This is a genomic window from Anaerostipes sp. Marseille-Q3525 (assembly GCF_018223505.1).
GTDB lineage: Bacteria > Bacillota > Clostridia > Lachnospirales > Lachnospiraceae > Anaerostipes > Anaerostipes amylophilus.
On sequence record NZ_JAGTTT010000028.1, the window covers coordinates 14554 to 34154 of the forward strand.

A 19601-nucleotide genomic window follows, 5' to 3' on the forward strand; every position below is an offset into this window, starting at 1 on the left:
GAAGACCAGAGAGAAACACGGTGGGGCTCATCCCCGCTGCGTGGTCTGTGGCGAAGCGATGGATCCGGAGGACGATGAGACAGAGTGGTCTAGAACAAAGAGAAGGACAGATTGTTTTGTACATAGACATTGCGTGAAACACTGGGGAGATGTTTAGGATGCCGATGCAACACAGGTGACAGGAGGTAAGACATGGATAAGAAAAAGCTAAGGCAGTATCGATTTCTGAAGAGGGAGCAGAAGATGCTGGAAGAGAAAACGGAGAAACTGAATGAGAGAGCAGAGAGGATTCCGGCAGTCATTGGGAAGGTAAAAGGATCCATGAACACGTTCCCCTATATCGAAACGCATATGAGTGTTTCGATGTCAGAGCCGAAACAGGCAGATGTGATCTATCGGCAGATGATAATTAACGAAAAAAGACAGGAACAGGTGGACGAACTTCTGACAGAGATTGAAGAGTTTATCAGTCAGATTCCTGATAGCAATGCAAGACAGATCTTTGAACTCATTTATCTAAATGGCAAGACGCAGCAGGAAGTTGGAGACCAATTGGGATATACGAAAGGCAGAATATCTCAAATAGTTAGTGAAAATCTAAAAGATTAAACAAATTAAACAAAAAAGTGTGTTATAGTTATACTTGAGGAAATTGGATAGAGTCCAATCAATCGCCCGTGCAAATTTTTTTTGAGCATCGCAGAAATGCGGTGTTCTTTTTGTGTATTTGTATTGAATATCTTGAAAAAAGCGTATATAATAAAAGTAGAACATATGTTCTGCGTTACAGTGCGTTTAATTTTTTTATCGAATTATGTAGTATAAGATACCAAATAGTGCTAAAATGTAAAAAAAATGATGATCGCACGGGAGTAGATAAAAATGGAATATAAGAGAACAATAAAGTTTAATTATTATCAGATTAGAAAAAGTTACATAGATAACGGTGAATGGTCAAGTCCGGAAGTTTTTGATTTTGGTGAATTATTAGCTAATTTATATAGACGAGGAGTAATTGTTAAAACAAGAGAAATTGAGCATTCAGGGTTAAAATATCGAATTGAAACAATGCGCACAAACAAGGACTATGGTTTATGGTATGTTAAATTAATGAAAATGAGAGATACTAATATTCCATCAAAAGTCAAGGAAAATACTGAAGCAGAGCCGCTACATTTAGATGATGACGAGTATATAGGAGAAGATGTATCTTTTGTTTACGAAAGAGAAACTGGAATAATAATGTTTCAAATGAATAGATTTTCTATATCACCTACAAAATTCCAAGAGATTGTAACTGATTTAAACGGTAATAGGGATGAGAAATTTATTTTGTCACCTATTAGTTTTGTTCTTGATGAAAAAGCTTTTGAGAGGGACTATTATAAAAAGATTGATATTTCATTTGCAAATTTAAATCGATCATATACAGACGACAAAAAACCATTGGGTAAACTAATAAAATCATGTGCAGATGTTGGAGGAGTTTGTGCGCATGTGACGATAAGTTTAGGTCGTTCTGGCATAGAAACTTTAGACAGATATACTGTTCAAAATATAATCAATGATGTGAGAGAAGACAGTTATCATGTAAGTGGGGCTAAAATTACGGTAAAAGACGATGATGATACTACAGCTGAAGTTATCGATTTATTTGATAATGTAACAAGCGATAAGATAGAATTTACTTTAAAAAGTCGAGAAACCCTAGACACGGACGTGATATATAAAAGAATGGTACGCTGTTTTGTTGAAAAAAGAGAGGAATTACATAAATTTCTATTAATAGAATAGGGTGATGGTTAAATGAAAAATACTAGATGGAATCCAGTAGCATATTATTTAGAAAGAGGATATCCGTATGTTTTGAGCTTAATTGTTGTTGCCTTGTTGTGGTGGAGTAAAATAAATTATATAAACGATAAACATTTATATGATGCATTAGATAGTGTACTAACCATGACAGGCTTGATTGTTGGGTTCTTCGGTGCAATAATGCCAGTAATCATGGGGATGAAGAAAGAATCTGAATTTGTTATGCGTGTATTTCAAAAAGATACTAATAAACTGTTTCAAAAATATATAAAAGGAACAGTGGTGGTGGGACTTTTTAGTGCAACCGTAACAGTTTTTATGTATTTTAATGAAAGTTTTCAAAAACAAGTAAGAACGTATAGTTTTTATTTATGGATTTATTTTTTCTTTCTTTTTATGATCTTGACATATAGAAGCATTAAATATATGCTAGAATTGATTTTTTCTGATGATAATGGGATTAAAGAAGGAAAAACTATAAATTCAGATATGTCTGAAGATCAAAAACAAGTAATGGATGAATTGAATAAAAGTATAAAATAACAGATAGAATAAACTCGGGTGATCTTCGGACCCCCGGGTCTTTTTTCGTGCATAAATTTACGGACCTCTAGCTCAGCAGGTCAGAGCAATCGGCTCATAACCGATCGGTCCGGGGTTCGAATCCCTGGAGGTCCATTTTTAAAAGAAAGGAGTGAGCCTAGATGGCATTAACAGAAAAAAGAAAGCTATTTGCTGATGAATACCTGATAGACCTGAATGCATCTCGGGCTTACAGAGTTGCATATCCGCGAGTAAAAGATGGAGACGTAGCGGCTGCTGCCGCAAGTAGATTATTAAGGATTGAAGAGGTAAAAAAGTATGTAGCTGATCAAATGGAAAAGATTCACAATGAGAAAACTGCAGATGCCAAGGAAGTGATTGAATACCTAACCGCAGTAATGCGTGGGAAGAGTAATGCAGAGGAGATTGTTGTGGAAGGAATTGGAGATGGATGCAGTGAAGCCAGAATAATAGAAAAAGGTCCATCAGAAAAAGAACGACTAAAGGCTGCAGAACTTCTTGGTAAAAGATACGCGCTCTTTACTGATAAAGTTGAAACAGATGTTGACATGGATCTTAATATCACGATCGACTATGGTGAGGATGATACTGGATGAATATAAAAGTACAGGCAAATCCTTGCTTTAAAGAAGTCGATCGCAGCAAAAAACGATACATTGTGATGAAGGGCTCTGCCGGATCCGGAAAGAGTATGGATACAGCACAACATTATATTCTGAGACTCATGAGTGATCCTGGCCGTAATCTTTTATGTGTCAGAAAAGCAGATGTAACGAATAGGGATAGCACTTTTGCAGAATTGCAGGGTGCTATTTTTCGTATGTTCGGAGAACAGTATAAACGATACTGGTACATCAATGCATCAAATATGATTATAGAGTGCAAAAGTAACCATAATCAGATCATATTCCGAGGTGTAAACGACGAAAGACAGAGAGAAAAACTGAAATCAATCACATTCAAACGTGGGAAACTTACCGATGTTTGGATTGAAGAAGCAACAGAGATCACACAGTCAGATTTTGAAATTATCGACGACCGACTGAGAGGCGAATTACCTGAAGGTCAGTTCTATCAGATCCGAATGACATTTAACCCTGTATCGGCACACCACTGGATCAAGAAAGTGTTCTTTGATCGCGTTGATCCGGATGTATTAACACATCAATCAACCTACGAAAAGAACCGATTTATTGATGAAGCATACCACAGACGAATGTTAAGACGTAAAGAAGTAGATCCAGAAGGATATAGAGTCTATGGCCTAGGCGAATGGGGAGAAGTTGCAGGATTAATCCTTAAAAATTATGTCATAGAAGAATTTGATCGTACACCAGAACACTTTGATTACATGGTAAATGCACAGGACTTTGGATTTAACCATGCAAACTGTATTGGAGAGGTTGGATTTAAAGATGGTGATCTGTATTTATGTCAGGAACTCTATGTTTACGAAATGGATACAGAAGAAATCATTAAACAGGCAGCAGGAAAATTCAATAAAAAGCTTCGCATGTGGTGTGACTCTGCGGAACCAGATCGAATCAAGATGTGGAAGAAAGCAGGATACAGGGCTAAAGGAGTAAAGAAGGAACCAAACAGTGTCAGTGCCCAAATTGACTATTTGAAACAGCACAGGATACACATCTATCCAAGCTGTGTAAACACAATTAAAGAAATACAACAATGGAAGTGGAAGAAAGATGAGAGAACAAATACTTATCTGGATGAGCCAGTTCCATTTTTTGATGATGCAATGGCTATGCTGCGTTATTCAATTGAGGAAGAACGAAAGCAGAAACCAAGACTAAACACAAAAGTGAAAGGAGGAATATAATGCGAAAAGAAATTTATAGAATATCGCCAGACGAAGAACTAACAGATGCGAAGTTGAGTAAATTCATCATGAGACATGCTGCAGAAAGTACGTTTCGGTATAAGCAATTACAAGATGCTTACGAAACAGATTTTCCAATCTTTCACGAATCTAAAAAGCCAGAATGGAAGCCAGATAACAGAATCGCAGTAAACTTCGCAAAGTATATTGTTGATACGATGAATGGGTACTTCATTGGGAATCCGGTTAAGATCACAGTAGATGGTGGAGAGGAATCCATTGAAAAATATGTAGAATTTCTTGATCAGTACAATGATCAGGATGACAATAACGCAGAACTATCTAAAATTTGTTCTATTTATGGAAAAGGGTACGAAATGTACTATAACGATGAAGATGGAAACGTCGGAATCATATATTTAGATCCAACCGAAGCGTTCATGATCTATGATGATTCAGTGCTTAAGAGGGAACGTTATTTTGTTCGGTTATATAGGGACGAAGACGATGTCTTACATGGAAGTGTATCGGATCAAGAAAAGGTTCGATGGTTCACTATAAAAGGAAAGATTGTTTGGGACGATCAAGAACAATTACATTACTTTGATGGAGTTCCGGCTACGGAATATCGTGAAAACAAAGAATGCCAAGGAATATTCGAACCAGTATTATCTATAATCAATGCATTTAACAAAGCAATCAGTGAGAAAGCAAATGATGTGGATTACTTTGCAGATGCATATTTAAAGATCATCGGAACATTGTTAGATGAAGATGAACTGAAACATGTTAGATCAGACCGTGTGATTAATTTTGATGGAGATGGAGAAAGTGTAATCGTTGATTTCTTACAGAAGCCAAACGGAGACACGACACAGGAAAACTTGCTTGATCGATTACAAAACTTAATATTTTTAATTGCTATGGTAGCAAATATTTCAGATGAAAATTTTGGGACAAGTTCTGGTATTGCGATGGCATATAAATTGCAAGGAATGAGCAATCTTAGAAAAACCAAGGAACGTAAATTTACCTCTGGGATGAACCGAAGATATAAGCTGATCTTTAGTAATCCAGGAAATACCATGCAAAAAGACGACTGGGTGAAGTTACACTACAAATTTACACCGAACGTTCCAGCGAACTTACTAGAGGAAAGTCAGATCGCACAGAATCTTTCTGGTGTTGTATCACAGGAAACGCAGCTTGGGGTCTTAAGTGTTGTAGATAATCCAAGGGCAGAGATTGAACGCATTGAAAAAGAGGAAGAGAAGCCAAAAGATGCAGTAATGCAGCAGATGTTTGGAGATAAGGTAAATGAGCAGTAAAAACTACTGGAGAGATCGTGAAGAACGTCAAAGAAAGCAAAACATCAAAAATGAAGCAGAATATCAAAAGAAACTTGACGATATCTATGCAAACATGCTTGATAACATAGAAAAAGAAATCAACGGATTCTATGTGAAATATGCAAAAGAATCAGGAATTACAATGGCAGAAGCTAAGAAGCGGATCGCTAAGATTGACATTGAATCCTATGCAAAGAAAGCGAAACGATATGTTAAGAACAAAGATCTATCAAAGAAAGCCAATGATGAGATGCGATACTATAATGCAGCAATGAAGATCAACCGCTTAGAGCTGCTAAAAGCCAACATAGGAATGCATTTGGTGGGTGGTTATGATGAGATAGAGAAGATGTTTGGAGATGCGTTTACGCAGCGGACTGAAGAAGAAATGAGGAAACAAGCAGGTATTCTCGGAAAGACGATCAATGATAATGCTAAAAAGGCAAGAGTGATCGTTGGTGCATCTTATAAAAATGCAACTTGGTCCGAACGTATCTGGGCGCACCAGTCGATGTTAAAATCAGAAATCGATAAGCTCCTTCAGGAAGGGCTGATCCAAGGAAAACATCCAAGTGTACTTGCGAGACATTTAGAAAAACGATTTGGAGTTAGTGAAAGCAACGCAATGAGGCTGATGGTTACAGAACTTGCAAGAGTTCAGACAGAAGCCCAGAAACAGTCGTTTATACAAAATGGTTTTGAAGAGTATGAATATATAGCATGTGAAAAAGCGGATGCGTGCAGTCAATGCAGAGCGTTGGACGGAAAGGCATTTAAAGTGAAGGACATGATGCCTGGAGAGAATGCACCTCCGATGCATCCGTATTGTCATTGCAGTACAGCGGCTTATATGGATGATAGTGATTATGAGAAGTGGTTGGATACATATTCAGAACATGGATTAGATTTTGAAGAATGGAAAAATTCAGTAGAACAAGAAGAAAGTAAGAAAAAATATATGTATAAGGATACGCTTGCGAGAGAGGATTTAATTAACTCTACTGAATATAGAAAAAAATTCAATAATATATCAGATCAAACAAAGGTTAATAGAACAGCATGGAAACTTTCTAAGGAAATGATTAAGCATAGATCAGGCACGAAATACGAGGATTTAGCATTTATTGATAGTAAAACTGGTAAATATGCAATAAATAAAAATTATAATGTAGAAAGCAAGGCTAAAATGAATAAGCCGATGAAACGATTACTAGATAAATCTGAAAAAAATTCCATTATTGCTATACATAATCATCCAGGAAGTAGTGTGCCGAGTATTCCAGATATAAGAGTTTGTATGCAAAGAGGATATAAGAAAGGTGTTGTTGTATGCCATGATGGAAAAATATATATTTATTCGGTAGATACAAAAAAATATAATGAACCAATTGCTGTTTCAGGTCTTGACCGATTAGAAAAAAGAGGATACACTGAAGAAGTAATAAAAAGATTAAATGATGCAGGAATATCTTTGGAGGTACTTTAATATGGCTGTTGATGAAGAATATGAAAGAATATGCAAAAAACTTGGCTTTATTCCATCAGAGTATGAATATAACGGCCCAATAGAAGAAGATGACACATGGGTAAATCCTTTTTCAGTTTTGACGGTAGAAGAAAACGATTACCTATATGAGAATGGATATTTGAATAACTAGTAGATACCACTGATTAGAAATGATTAGTGGTATTTTTATGCAAAAATTTAGGAAGTGATGTATTGATTGAAATAAAAGTACGTGATCATGAAATCGCAGTAATAGGTCATGCAAATTATGCTGCATATGGCAAAGATATTGTATGTGCATCAGTGTCGATGCTGCTACAGAACCTGGTAAAGTCGATTCATGATCTAACCAATGACAAAATAGAATACGATTTAAAAGCTGGACAGGCTTTTATCAAATACAGGGATTTATCAGAGAAATCAAAAACTTTGATAGATTCCTTTTTTATTGGCATTTGTAGTATTTCAAATGCTTATCCGGATTATGTCTGGATCGTGTAACTGTTGTGACCGAAATGTCGTTAAACTAAGTTTTTATTAGCAATGATCTGGAAAGAGACGGATCAGGGCGAAAGGAGCGAATATGGAGAAATACAAGTTATTTTTACAGCTGTTCACAGAAGGAAATGACGGTGGGACCGGTGACGGGAATGGCGATGGATCCGGAGCAGAAGCTGGAAATAATGAACCAATGTCGTTTGATGACTTCTTAGGCCTAGAAGGAAATCAGGCAGAATTTGACCGCAGACTGAACAAAGCGGTAAAAACAGCAGTGACCAATGCAGAAGAAAAATGGAAGGCACTGACTGACGACAAGCTGACAGAAGCAGAAAAGCTCGCCAAAATGACCAAAGAAGAAAAAGCGGAATATCGTGCAAAGAAAGCAGAAAAAGAACTGGCAGATCTGAAAAAGATGAATGCCAGAACTGAACTGGCTAAAACAGCACGAAAGATGTTAGCGGATGAAAGCATCAACATTCCAGATGAACTTCTTAGCAATTTGGTAGCAGACGATGCAGATGGAACTAATACCGCGGTTAAATCGTTTGCAAAAATGTATAAGAAAGCAGTGCAGGCAGCAGTCAAAGAAGCAATCAAAGGAAGACCACCAAAAGCAGGAACAGGCGGTGGAAATACGATCACAAAAGAACAGATCATGGACATCAAAGACCCGATCGAACGTCAGAAGATGATCCGAGAAAATATCAATCTGTTCCAGTAAAGAAAGGAGAAGAAATGGAAAAATATAAATTAGACCTGCAGTTATTTGCAGCACCAGACGGAATGACTGGACAGGGAAACTTAGAAGTAAAAGCAAGAGAAATCGACTTTGTAACATCCTTCGGAAAGAATATTCAGGCATTATTAGATGTGCTTGGTATTGCAAGGATGATCAGAAAAGAGAATGGAAGCGTCTTAAAAACAAAAGAAGTAACAGGAGAGCTGAAATCCGGAGATATTGGAGAGGGAGAAGAAATCCCATATTCTCAGTACAAAGTAACAGAAAAGGAATTTGATACAATCAAGATTGAAAAGTATCGAAAGGGTGTATCTTTAGAGGCGATCGCTGAAAAAGGATATGACGTCGCAGTGAACGATACAGACGAAGAATTTAAATCAGATCTTCAGAATAAGGTTAGCGATAAATTCTATAAACAGTTAAAAGCTGGATCACTCACAGGGTCAGAAACAACATGGCAGATGGCAGTTGCAATGTCCATCGGAAGAGTAAAAGACAAATTTAAGAAGATGAAAAGAACTGCAACAGGTGTAGCCGTATGGGTTAACACACTTGACGTATATAAATATGTTGGTGCAGCAGATATCACATTGCAGACAGCGTTCGGATTTGAGTACATGAAGAATTTCTTAGGCGCTGATGTGGTATTTATCAGTTCCGAGATCCCAGAAGGTGTTGTAATCGCTACTCCTTTAAACAATATCGTAGCTTATTACGTTGATCCAGGAGACAGTGAATTTGTAAAAGCTGGATTATCCTACACAACAGACCCAACAACAGGATTTATTGGATTCCATGCACAGGGAACTTATGAAAGAGCAATCTCTGACTTATTTGCGATCATGGGATTACGTCTTTTCTGTGAATATCTCGATGCGATCGCCTATACAAGTGTTGGAAGCAAAGATACACAGACTCTTGGAGAATTACATCTCACAGCAGCAGAAGGCGCAAACGATGGTGATACAGAGATCACGGTAGATGAACAGCTTATGTCTATGAAAAATATGTTCAAATATAAGGTAAACGCATCGGCAGCAACAACAGTAACTTATGGCATGGATGTAAAGAACTGGTCTAAATGGGATGGAGTATCAGAGATCACAGCAGCAAAAGGCAATCATGTGACAATCGTTGAGTGCGATCGTAACTACAAAGCAGTAAGATCAGGGGATGTCGTATCCGCTGCAAAAGAATAGTGAGGTGTTGATATGGCTTATGAAGTAGTAAAAGCATTTCATGATCTGCAGGATTATAAAGATATTAAAGGCGGCAAAGTGTATCATCACTATGATGTTGGGGACACATATCCAAGACAGGGATTAGACCCAGCTCCTGATGAAACAAGAATCGAGGAACTTCTTAGCAGCGGAAACGCTCAGGGAGTTCCTTTAATTGCAGAAGTAAAGGAGAAAGCGAATGCTGGAAAAGTTTAAGACAATGCTTGGTTTTGAGGATTCCACGCAGGATGAAAAACTGATGTTGATCTTAGATTCTGTAGAATCAAGGCTTCGATTACTTCTTGGCGGCACAGATCCGCCAGATGAGATGGAACACATCATTATCGAAGTAGCGATCATTCGTTTTAATCGTATCGGATCTGAAGGACTGGCAAGTCATAATGTGGAAGGAGAAACACAGTCATATGCATCTGCAAATGATTTTGCTCCGTTCATGGATGAGATCGAAGCATATTTGCAGATGCAAAAAGATGCAAAGCGAGGAAAGTTGAGGTTCCTATGAGATATGATACAATGATTTACTTTCAAAAGTTGACACAAGGAGAATATGATCAGGAAACAGGTGATTACAAAGATGATTCTGTAAGTGAAGATCAAAAACAAGCATCGGTTATGGATACAACAACACAGATGATGCAGGTCGTTTATGGAATGATTAAACAGGGAAGTTTAACGCTTCAATTACAGAATCATTATGATCACCCATTTGATCAGATCAGAATTGAAAACAAGATCTATAAGGTTGATTATTCAAGGAAACTTCGAACAAAACAGACTTTTATTGTATCGGAGGTGCAGTGATGGGTGGTCTTAAGGTAAATGGATTAGATCAATTAAGTGCAAAACTTAAGAAAAACATGAATATGAATGTAGTAAAAACTGTAGTCAAGAAGAACGGGGCTGAACTGCAGAAAAAAGCACAAAAAAATGCAGAGTTTAAGGGACATTATGAATGGGTAAAAGGCAAAGGACTTCAATTTGTAAATCCTACAGGTGAATTAAAAAGAAGTATTGGTCTTAGTAGTAGAGATAATGGAATGACTGCGGCAGTAGGACCTACGAAAGACTATGGAGAATATGTTGAATACGGAACGCGATTCATGGAAGCACAGCCCTATATAAAGCCTGCACTGGATGAACAAAAACGTATTTTTAAAAACGATTTAGAAAAGGTAATGAGGTGATTATGGACCCACAGCAGGAGTTATTTACTAAGCTGCTGTTAGAATTAAAGAAGAAATATCAGGATACGGGAATTGGTGTACATGATACATTCTTACCACCAGATGGAACCCCGTATCCTTTTGTTTATCTTGCAGACAGCATACAGGATGATCAAGCAAACAAAACAACAGTCTTTGGAGCAGTCAGCCAGGTAATCCATGTCTGGCATAACAACCCAAAGCAGAGAGGAACACTATCGAAGATATTGTTAGAAATCAAAGATATCTGCTACAAAATCGGAGAAACAAAGAACTTTGGTTGGAATCTTGTAAGAGTGAACCAAAGAATCCTCTCGGATACAACGACAAAAGAACCCCTTATGCATGGGGTTTTAGAATTAGAATTTACATTTAATTAGGAGGTAGCAATGTTAAATTTACAGCTTTTTGGAAATGAAGCGGTACAGGGTAAGAAGATTGTTTATCTGTATCGAATTTTATCTGAATCAGCAACGCAGAGTGGTACAGCATTGGCATTCACAACAGAGAATGGCCGTACTAAGTCGAAAGATGCTGATTCTACAGCAACAAAGGATGGTTCTATCAGAACACCAGGTGCAGCAGAAGTGGAGATCACAGCAACATCAATCTTAAAGAAAGATGACGAAATGATTAAAAAACTGGAAAAGGCTTTAGATGATGATGCATTGATCGAAATTTGGGAAGCTAATCTGGCAGAACCAGCGGTTGCAGGAAATAACAAATTCAAAGGAAAGTATTTTCAGGGGTATTTAACAGAGATTGAATATACAGCCAATGCAGATGAGTTTGTAGAGGTCTCTCTGACATTTGGCATTAATGGAACAGGTGCAGACGGAGACGTAACTGTAACAACACAGCAGCAGGAACAGGCATATGCATTCGTAGACACACCAAAAACAGGAGCTTAGGAGGTAACACATGTACGAATTACAGATCAATGGAACAACATACGAATTTAATTTTGGAATGGGATTTATGAGAGAAATCAATAAAACAATCGCTGTTCCAGTAGAAAATATTAAAGGGAAAACAAAAGATATTGGGCTTCAGTATAAAGTTGCAGAAATGCTTGATGGAGATCTTGATGCATTAGAAGATGTCTTACTGGTAGCAAACAAAGGATTTTTACCTCGACTTGAACGAACAGAACTGGATAAGCATATCGAAGATGGGAACACAGATATCGATGAATTATTTGATACGGTACTGGGTTTCTTAGAGAGTGCAAATGCTACGAAGAAAACGACACGAGAACTCAAAGAAGAAGTGGAGAAGCAGAAGAAGAAACAACAGGAAGAATAAAAGATTTTGAAGAAATATACCGGGAGCTGGCAATAGACTGCTTTCGGTATTTTGGCTTTACATCATTTGACCAAGTGGATCAATTAACGATTGCACAATATGAGATCATGGCTGAAGCGGCAAGATTAAAAGAAGTAGACAAAGATTATCGAAATCATCTGCAGGCATTCCTTAATTTTGCTGTACGTGCCAAAAAGAAAGCTGGAAAGAATAAGCAGAAACCAGTTTATCCAACGTTTAAGAAATTTTATGACTATGAAGATGCAATCGATCAGGCAAAACGAAAGAATAAGCCAGATCGATTTGAGAAGATGAAGAGATTGCTAAGAAGGAGGGAGAGCTGATGGCAGAATCATATAGTGTTGAAGCAATATTAACAGCAAGAGATGCTGGATTTGAAGCCGGAATGAAAGCAGCTCAAAAATCCACACTATCTTTAGGAAAAATTCTTAAAAGCGGAATTGGTTTTGGAGCTATGATGGCAATCGGAAATAAAGCTGTGTCCGTAGTTACTTCTGGACTTTCAGAGATTACCAGTGGCTTGAATGAATCAAGCGCTGCGTGGAAAACTTTCGAAGGCAATATGAGCATGAATGGTCATGCAAAAAAAGAAATAGCAAGTACAAAAAAAGAACTTCAGAAATTTGCAGAACAGACAATTTATAGTTCTTCTGATATGGCATCTACATATGCACAGTTAGATGCAGTAGGAACCAAAAGTACAACAAAACTTGTGAAAGGTTTTGGAGGTTTAGCGGCAGCAGCAGAAAATCCACAGCAAGCAATGAAAACCTTGTCACAGCAGGCTACACAGATGGCTGCGAAACCTAAAATACAATGGGAAGATTTCAAATTGATGGTTGAACAGACACCTGCAGGTATTGCAGCTGTTGCAAAAACGATGGGAAGATCTACACAGCAGTTAATTAAGGATGTTCAAGATGGCAAAGTAAAAACCGAAGACTTCTTTGCAGCGATTGCTAAGACAGGAACGAATAAACAGTTCACGAAACTTGCAACAGAATATAAAACTGTTGGTCAGGCAATGGATGGTTTAACAGAGACGGCGGCAAATAAACTGCAGCCTGCATTTGATAAAGTATCCAGCATTGCAATTAAAGGAGTAAGTGATGTAACAAACCTTTTGGATAATGTTGATGGTAACAAAATAGCAAGTAAGATTGGCAACTTTGCAACAAAAGCCGGTAAATATTGGACTGTTTTTAAGACAGATGCAAAAGAAGTAGGACAAGCTTTTGGATCAGCTGTAAGCGCTATCGGAAAAAGCATGGGGGAATTAAATGGTTCTTTCGGGTCTAACAAATCTATATCTGGATTTAAAAGCATGCTCGGTGGAATTACCGGAGGACTAAAAAGTTTTGCTGGATTTTGCGAAGATCATTCAGATGCAATTGCATCACTGATAACACAACTGCCAAAATTATTGGTAGCTTACAAAGGTTTTAAAATCGTAAAATCAGTTGCACCAGCGGTACAAACGTTTGGATCAGCAATTACTAAATTAGCAGGAAAGGGAATTGCCACAATTGCAGGAAAACTATTTGGTATTGCAGTTGGAGAAAAAGCAGTCGGATCTGCAAGTATGGAAAGCTCAAGACAAACAATGCAGGCAGCAAAAGCATTTATGATGCTCGGGGTTGGAGTACTGACGATAGCTGCAGGTTTTGGAATTATGGCAGGAGCAGCCATCGCACTTGCTAATTCTGGCGGAGTGGCGATTGGAGTTATGACTGGTATGATTGGTGCTTTAGCACTGATCGGACTTGGAATGACAACAATGTTAAAAAGTGTATCGGTTGCACCAGCACAACTATCTGCTACATCAGTAGCATTTTTAGCAATGGGTGCAGCGGTTGTATTAGTCGCAGCAGGTTTAGCAATTATGGCAGCAGCAAGTATCGCACTTGCAAATGCAGGTACACCGGCGATCGCATGCATGGCTGGAATGGTTGTAGCCGTTGGAGCATTAATAGCAATCGCTGGAGCCGTTGGACCAGCAATGACAGCAGGAACAGTTGGGTTTATCGCATTTGGAGCAGCAATTGTACTTGTAGGTGCAGGGGCATTATTAGCTGCAGCATCGTTAGCAGTTGTTGCAGGAGTTCTTCCAACGGTTGTTCAATATGGAATATCTGGAGCAACAGCAATTACAGCACTTGGAGCGGCTATGATTGTATTTGGAGCTGGATCATTAGTAGCAGGAGCCGGATGTATTGTACTCGGAGCAGGACTTTTAATTGTAGGAGCAGGTGCGATAGTGGCAGGAGCAGGACTTCTGGTATTAGGAACAGCTCTTACTGTAACAAGTGGCGGATTTACGTCATTTGGAAACGTTATTAAAACAGTTGTGGATGCAATCAGTGGCGGACTTACAAGCGTGCTTGGTGGAATTGCTAAAGTGATCAAGTCCGTTGGAGATTCTGCTAAGAATGCAGGAACAGGATTTAAGAGTACAGCTGAAGGAATCAAGATGATTTCTGGATTATCAATCGGATCGATTGCAAAGAGTCTTGGTGCAGTAGCAATTGGTATTGGGAAGATTTCTGGTAAAGGACCAGGAATCCAACAGACTGCAAATGGAATGAAAACCTTATCTGCTGCATCAGTATCTGTAAATGCAAGTTTTGGGTCTATGGGATCTAAAGCAACATCAGCTTTATCGAGTATAAATAAATCCATGACTAGTACAGCCAATAAAGCAAAGTCTGCTGGAAAACAAACTGGAAATGGGTATGTATCCTCGTTAAGAAGCGGGTTAAATAAAGGACCAGGTATTGCTTCAAAAGCTGTATCAAGCACAAATTCAAGATTACGATCAGGAAGATCAGGTGCACATAGTGCAGGTGCTTATATCAGTCAGGGGTTTGCTTCTGGAATGAGTTCATGTTTAGGACAAATCGAAGCTGCAGCATCCAGAATGGTATCCGCAGCAGAAAAGGCGATCAGGGCTAAGGCACAGATTCATTCGCCATCCAGAATGACTAAAAAAGATGGACGTTACATAGCAGCAGGTCTTGCGATTGGTATCAAAAATGGCATCAGCAGTGTGAAATCCGCAAGTAAAGCTTTAGCAAAAACAGCGATCGATACGATGAAGAAAGCAACAAAATCCAGGAAATATGAAGATGCGGCAAGTAATGCTGTAAGTAAATATAAGGATTCTATGAACAGCAAAGTATCCTCTGTTACGAAGTCGTTAAATAAAAAGATTAATGCTGGTGTAAAAAAACTGCAAAAGAAAAATCCAAAATTAAAAAAAGCGTACACGCAAGTTGGAAAAATTCTAAAATCAGACATGAGCAAAACGATAAAATCACAAGGGAAGAAAGCTATTAACGCAGCAGACAAGGCATTGACAGCTCTTGGAAAGAAGTATCAAGAGAAATACAATGCGATCATTTCAGACAGGGATAATTATAAGAGCAAATTAGCAGATTATGGAGATTTGTTTAGTTCTGATAATTACGGATATATTTCGTTAGTAAACTTTAAAACTCAAAAAAGTCAAGTAGAACAACTTGCGAAGAATATGGAAAAACTCAAAAAAGTTCTCCCATATGATCTGATGCGTGATATTCAGAATTTGGATACCGCACAAGGACTAAAGTATACGACGGAATTATTAAAAAAGAGTGATTCTTGGTTAAAACAGTATGGAAAAGACTATACAGCGTTTATGACCAGTGCGGACAAGAACGCAAAATCATATTATCAACCATATATTAAGCAGCTTGACAAAGATTATAACAGTGCAGTTACAGCAGAGCTTAGCAAGTTAAAAAAACAGATGAATACAATTGCACAGGATGCAACAAAGGGATTTATCAAAGGATTGACATCCAAGTCAAACAAGAAAGCTTTGAATAAGGCGGCAAAAGATCTGGCCAATATTCTTACTAAAGCGGTAAAGGGAAAATTAAAGATTCACTCACCATCTAGGGTTATGAAATCTTTAGGAGTGTACGTTGTAAAAGGATTCGTCAATGGAATCTCTTCTATGGCAAATACGTTGGATAAAACGATGGACAGTATAATTACAATTCCTAACTTTAACAATCTGGCGATCGCAGGAGATGTTGGTGGAAGTCTTAACAGTGATTATGACTATTATTCACAGGCAGAATATACAGTCATTGTTCCGGTTGATCTTGACGGAAAAGAGATTGCAAGGGTAACGGCACCATATACTGAAGCAGAGTTAAATAAACGGCAAGCAAGGCAGAACAGAAAACTTGGAAGGAAGTAAAGGAGGGAGAATAATGTATAGTTTTACCGATACAATGGAAGCTTCACAGGGAGCAACTCTCCCTTCTGAAGCTCTGAAAATTAACGGAGAGTACATAGAAAACCAGATTTCGGGTTACAGAACACTTTATGTATCAGGAAGAGAATCACTTGCTCCAGAGCTGACAATGATTGAATCCGGGAGCAGAGATGGATCGGTACTGAATTATAAAAGATATCCAACGAGAACAATCACAGTAGGGTATCAACTACTGACAGCAAGTGCTGAAAATTTCAGGAAAGCGTATAATGTGCTGATGGATATTTTAAGTGTGGAAGATTCGGAACTTATTTTTGCGGATGAACCAGATAAGTACTTTACCGGAACATTCACATCGATGAGTGACATAGATCCGGGGAAAAATTGTGTTACAGGAGAAATTGAATTTACATGCCTTGATCCATTTAAGTATTCAGTAGAAGAATATGAAGTAGAACCAGCAAGCGATGGAGATTATTTTGCCGTGCAATACAATGGAAATTATAAAAGTTATCCAACGTTTGAGGTGGATTTTTATAACGACGAGAGTGGAGAAGAAAATAACAATGGAAGATGTGGATATGTTGCATTTTTTGATGATGAGGAACACGTTTTACAATTTGGTAATCCGGATGAATTATCAGAAGAACAGGTGGAGATTGTAGAATCTGAAACAAATACATATTCTGTACCAACAACAAAAGTGTTATTAAATCATTCATTCAAAAAATCTAACTCCTGGAATGGAGTGAAATCTAAATATACAGTAAATAAAGGTACTATTTATAAATCCTCAGTTCAAACAGGAACGATTGGAGCTGTTCATTCTTATAACACAACAGCGGAAGATACTTATTATCTTGCAGCGACAGGCTTTGGAACAGGTAATGGATTTCATGGGCCTACTGTTACATACACTTTGTCAGAGGCAGCAACAGATTTCGAACTTAATTACGCACAGAAGATGTGCGTTGACAGTTCGAAAGATGGGAAAAAGCAATGTGGCGCATTTCAAATGATTTTATCGGATGGTTCTGGAAATATCATTGCAGGTGTAGACATCTACAAGGCATCAGATGGTACAAAAGGAAAGTATCGAATGATTGTTGATGGAAAGGTACAAAAAGAAGCCGAGATCGATTTGTCTTTGAACAATAAGTTCTTCGGACAAAACAGAGTGGCAGATAAAAAGAAGAAAATTACAGAAATCAAAACAGTCAAATCATCCAGTATTACAAAAAAAGGAGCCGTGATTAATTTTAATTTAGGAGGGATCAAACAGAGTTTTACATTTAACTCAATCAAAACAAAAACAGTTAAGAAAATTACAATTATGGTCTCAAAAAAAGACAATAAATCAGCACTAAAATGTAATGGTTTATATTATGTGAAAATAGTGAAAAACTATTCTAAGCAAGTAACAGAGACACTAGATAAAATCGTAACAGAATACCATGATGTACAAAATAAATTCAATGCGAACGATGTATTTGTGATTGATTCATCTGCAGCAAGCGTTAAATTAAACGAATTAGATCGACCGGATTTAGGCGCATTAGGAAACGACTGGGAAGATTTATATTTGCAAAAAGGTATGAATCAGATTGGGTTCAGCTATTCAGATTGGGTAGAAAGCGATTACGCTCCTAAATTTAAGTTACGATATCGGGAGGTGTTCTTATGATCATATACTTTGCGGATCGTAAAATGGATATTCTAGGACAAGCATCTACAAACCTCAAAAAAGGGATTACCATTAAAGAGGATAAGAAAACAGAAGAGATTGATGTAGGAGTTGCTACGTTTGAATGTAGGATAACGTATTCTGAAAAAACGAGAAAAGTCGCAGAACAGTTAACCGAAGCAGGAAATTATATATTAAGAAGTAACGGTGATGAACAAGAGTTTTACACGATCATAAGCACGGAAATTGATACTAAGGAGCGAGATATCTATATCTATGCAGAAGATGCAGGAATGGATCTATTAAATGAGATATTAAAAAGCTCAGATGGAGATGGAGTTCAGCGAACTTGTACGGAATATGTCAAATCAGCAATTTATGATAGTGGATTCGAAATTGGTATCAATGAATCGGATGATTCTGTAAAGAAGTTTTTAGAGTTTGACGAGCAAACAGCATCAGAGAGAATCCTTGATATTATGAAGAACTTTGAGTGTGAAGTGTCTTATAGTTTTGATATCGAACGCTTGGTGGTAACAAATAAATACATCAATATTCACAAGAAGAGAGGAAAAAACACAGGGATTCAATTGAGAGGGGGGAGGGAAATCGATGGAATTACCATAAAAAAATCCGTAGAAAATTTGGCGACTGCATTATTATGTACTGGTTCAGAGGATGCTTCTGGAGTAAAAATTTCTTTGCAAGATTACAAATATGATGATGGAGACTTTTATGTTGAGGGGCATTATTTAAAAAGCAGGAAGGCATTAGCTAAATGGAGCAGGTATGTAAATCCTGATGAGCCAAACAAAATAGATAATGTTGGACACATCGTTCAAACATTCACTTATGATACAGTTGATCAAAAAGAACTTTGTGAACAGGCGATTAAAGATCTGAAAAAGAAATGTGATATTGAAAGAAATTATGAAATCGAGATTACGCATCTCCCGGAAGGAATCAAAATCGGTGATATTGTAAATGTTGTAGATGAAACCGGAGGACTTTATTTACAATCTAGGTTATTAAAACTTGAAGTATCAATTATTGATGAGACACAGACGGCAACGCTTGGAGATTATTTAATCAGAGAAAGTGGTATTTCAGAAAAAGTTGAGCAATTAACAAATCAATTTAAGAATCTATCAGAAAATCAGACGTTATATACCTGGTTTGCATATGCAGATGATTCTTTTGGTAATGGAATATCATTGGAACCAGATGGAAAAGAATATTTAGGGACATGCGTGAATCAAAGTGTTAAAACACCAGATATCACAAAACCGGAAATATATAAATGGACAAGAATAAAAGGAGACTCTGCAACACTTTTAATGATTGATTCATCACAGGGTCTAGCTTTTAAAAATAATGCTGTTTCAACTATATTATCTGTAATTATATATCACGGAGGTATGCAGATTACAGATAGTAGCAAGCTTAAAGAAGTATTTGGCGACAGCGCTTATATACAGTGGAAATGGAAAAGAACTAATGAAGAATCATATGGTGTTATATCATCCAACGATTCAAGGCTTATAAATGATGGTTTTTCGTTTAAAGTCAGTC

General features: G+C 37.5%; 22 protein-coding genes and 1 tRNA gene. All 23 read left to right on the forward strand.

Features of this window, described 5'->3' with window-relative positions:
- The first annotated feature begins 192 nt into the window (after positions 1-192).
- On the forward strand, positions 193-609 hold the full coding sequence (locus KE503_RS11825) for a sigma-70 family RNA polymerase sigma factor (RefSeq protein WP_212385349.1): 417 nt from the start codon (positions 193-195) through the stop codon (positions 607-609).
- Between the two features lie 273 nt (positions 610-882).
- Positions 883-1794: a DUF6731 family protein gene (locus KE503_RS11830; RefSeq protein WP_212385350.1), complete on the forward strand. Its 912-nt coding sequence runs from the start codon at positions 883-885 to the stop codon at positions 1792-1794.
- Between the two features lie 12 nt (positions 1795-1806).
- Positions 1807-2358 carry a hypothetical protein gene (locus KE503_RS11835; RefSeq protein WP_212385351.1) on the forward strand — a complete coding sequence of 184 codons (552 nt, stop codon included), beginning with the start codon at positions 1807-1809 and terminating at the stop codon, positions 2356-2358.
- 61 nt (positions 2359-2419) lie between these two features.
- Positions 2420-2493 (forward strand) — tRNA-Ile (locus tag KE503_RS11840).
- A 26-nt stretch (positions 2494-2519) separates the two neighbouring features.
- Entirely contained in the window at positions 2520-2975 is a 456-nt protein-coding gene (locus KE503_RS11845) for a terminase small subunit (RefSeq protein ID WP_212385352.1), read from the forward strand.
- Entirely contained in the window at positions 2972-4216 is a 1245-nt protein-coding gene (locus KE503_RS11850) for a PBSX family phage terminase large subunit (RefSeq protein ID WP_212385353.1), read from the forward strand. Before KE503_RS11845 ends, KE503_RS11850 begins: the two co-directional genes overlap by 4 nt.
- On the forward strand, positions 4216-5544 hold the full coding sequence (locus KE503_RS11855) for a phage portal protein (protein WP_212385354.1): 1329 nt from the start codon (positions 4216-4218) through the stop codon (positions 5542-5544). Before KE503_RS11850 ends, KE503_RS11855 begins: the two co-directional genes overlap by 1 nt.
- The gene (locus tag KE503_RS11860) at positions 5534-7051 is read left to right on the forward strand and encodes a minor capsid protein (protein WP_212385355.1); all 1518 of its coding nucleotides are present in this window, start codon (positions 5534-5536) and stop codon (positions 7049-7051) included. The genes KE503_RS11855 and KE503_RS11860 overlap by 11 nt, the downstream gene beginning before the upstream one ends.
- A gap of 1 nt (position 7052) precedes the next feature.
- A complete protein-coding gene (locus tag KE503_RS11865) occupies positions 7053-7223 on the forward strand; it encodes a hypothetical protein (protein ID WP_212385356.1) in 171 nt (56 codons plus the stop codon).
- 62 nt (positions 7224-7285) lie between these two features.
- The gene (locus tag KE503_RS11870; protein WP_212385357.1) at positions 7286-7573 is read left to right on the forward strand and encodes a ribosomal-processing cysteine protease Prp; all 288 of its coding nucleotides are present in this window, start codon (positions 7286-7288) and stop codon (positions 7571-7573) included.
- Positions 7574-7655: 82 nt separating this feature from the next.
- Positions 7656-8294 carry a DUF4355 domain-containing protein gene (locus KE503_RS11875; protein WP_212385358.1) on the forward strand — a complete coding sequence of 213 codons (639 nt, stop codon included), beginning with the start codon at positions 7656-7658 and terminating at the stop codon, positions 8292-8294.
- A gap of 14 nt (positions 8295-8308) precedes the next feature.
- Positions 8309-9511 carry a hypothetical protein gene (locus KE503_RS11880; protein WP_249183054.1) on the forward strand — a complete coding sequence of 401 codons (1203 nt, stop codon included), beginning with the start codon at positions 8309-8311 and terminating at the stop codon, positions 9509-9511.
- Positions 9512-9523: 12 nt separating this feature from the next.
- On the forward strand, positions 9524-9748 hold the full coding sequence (locus KE503_RS11885; RefSeq protein ID WP_212385359.1) for a hypothetical protein: 225 nt from the start codon (positions 9524-9526) through the stop codon (positions 9746-9748).
- On the forward strand, positions 9732-10055 hold the full coding sequence (locus tag KE503_RS11890) for a phage head-tail connector protein (protein ID WP_212385360.1): 324 nt from the start codon (positions 9732-9734) through the stop codon (positions 10053-10055). The genes KE503_RS11885 and KE503_RS11890 overlap by 17 nt, the downstream gene beginning before the upstream one ends.
- Positions 10052-10354 (forward strand): hypothetical protein, encoded by a 303-nt coding sequence (locus tag KE503_RS11895; RefSeq protein WP_212385361.1) that lies wholly within the window; start codon positions 10052-10054, stop codon positions 10352-10354. The genes KE503_RS11890 and KE503_RS11895 overlap by 4 nt, the downstream gene beginning before the upstream one ends.
- On the forward strand, positions 10354-10737 hold the full coding sequence (locus KE503_RS11900; protein ID WP_212385362.1) for an HK97-gp10 family putative phage morphogenesis protein: 384 nt from the start codon (positions 10354-10356) through the stop codon (positions 10735-10737). Before KE503_RS11895 ends, KE503_RS11900 begins: the two co-directional genes overlap by 1 nt.
- 2 nt (positions 10738-10739) lie before the next feature.
- A complete protein-coding gene (locus KE503_RS11905; RefSeq protein ID WP_212385363.1) occupies positions 10740-11135 on the forward strand; it encodes a hypothetical protein in 396 nt (131 codons plus the stop codon).
- Positions 11136-11144: 9 nt separating this feature from the next.
- The gene (locus KE503_RS11910; protein WP_212385364.1) at positions 11145-11666 is read left to right on the forward strand and encodes a phage major tail protein, TP901-1 family; all 522 of its coding nucleotides are present in this window, start codon (positions 11145-11147) and stop codon (positions 11664-11666) included.
- Between the two features lie 10 nt (positions 11667-11676).
- Complete coding sequence (locus tag KE503_RS11915; protein WP_212385365.1) at positions 11677-12060, forward strand: tail assembly chaperone; 384 nt, start codon at positions 11677-11679, stop codon at positions 12058-12060.
- A gap of 74 nt (positions 12061-12134) precedes the next feature.
- Positions 12135-12404, forward strand: coding sequence for a hypothetical protein (locus KE503_RS11920; RefSeq protein ID WP_212385366.1), 270 nt, complete (start codon positions 12135-12137; stop codon positions 12402-12404).
- Positions 12404-16327 (forward strand): tape measure protein, encoded by a 3924-nt coding sequence (locus KE503_RS11925; protein WP_212385367.1) that lies wholly within the window; start codon positions 12404-12406, stop codon positions 16325-16327. Before KE503_RS11920 ends, KE503_RS11925 begins: the two co-directional genes overlap by 1 nt.
- Before the next feature lie 13 nt (positions 16328-16340).
- Positions 16341-18029 (forward strand): distal tail protein Dit, encoded by a 1689-nt coding sequence (locus tag KE503_RS11930; protein WP_212385368.1) that lies wholly within the window; start codon positions 16341-16343, stop codon positions 18027-18029.
- On the forward strand, positions 18026-19601 hold a 1576-nt coding region (locus KE503_RS11935), incomplete at its 3' end, for a phage tail spike protein (RefSeq protein WP_212385369.1). The genes KE503_RS11930 and KE503_RS11935, both read left to right, overlap by 4 nt.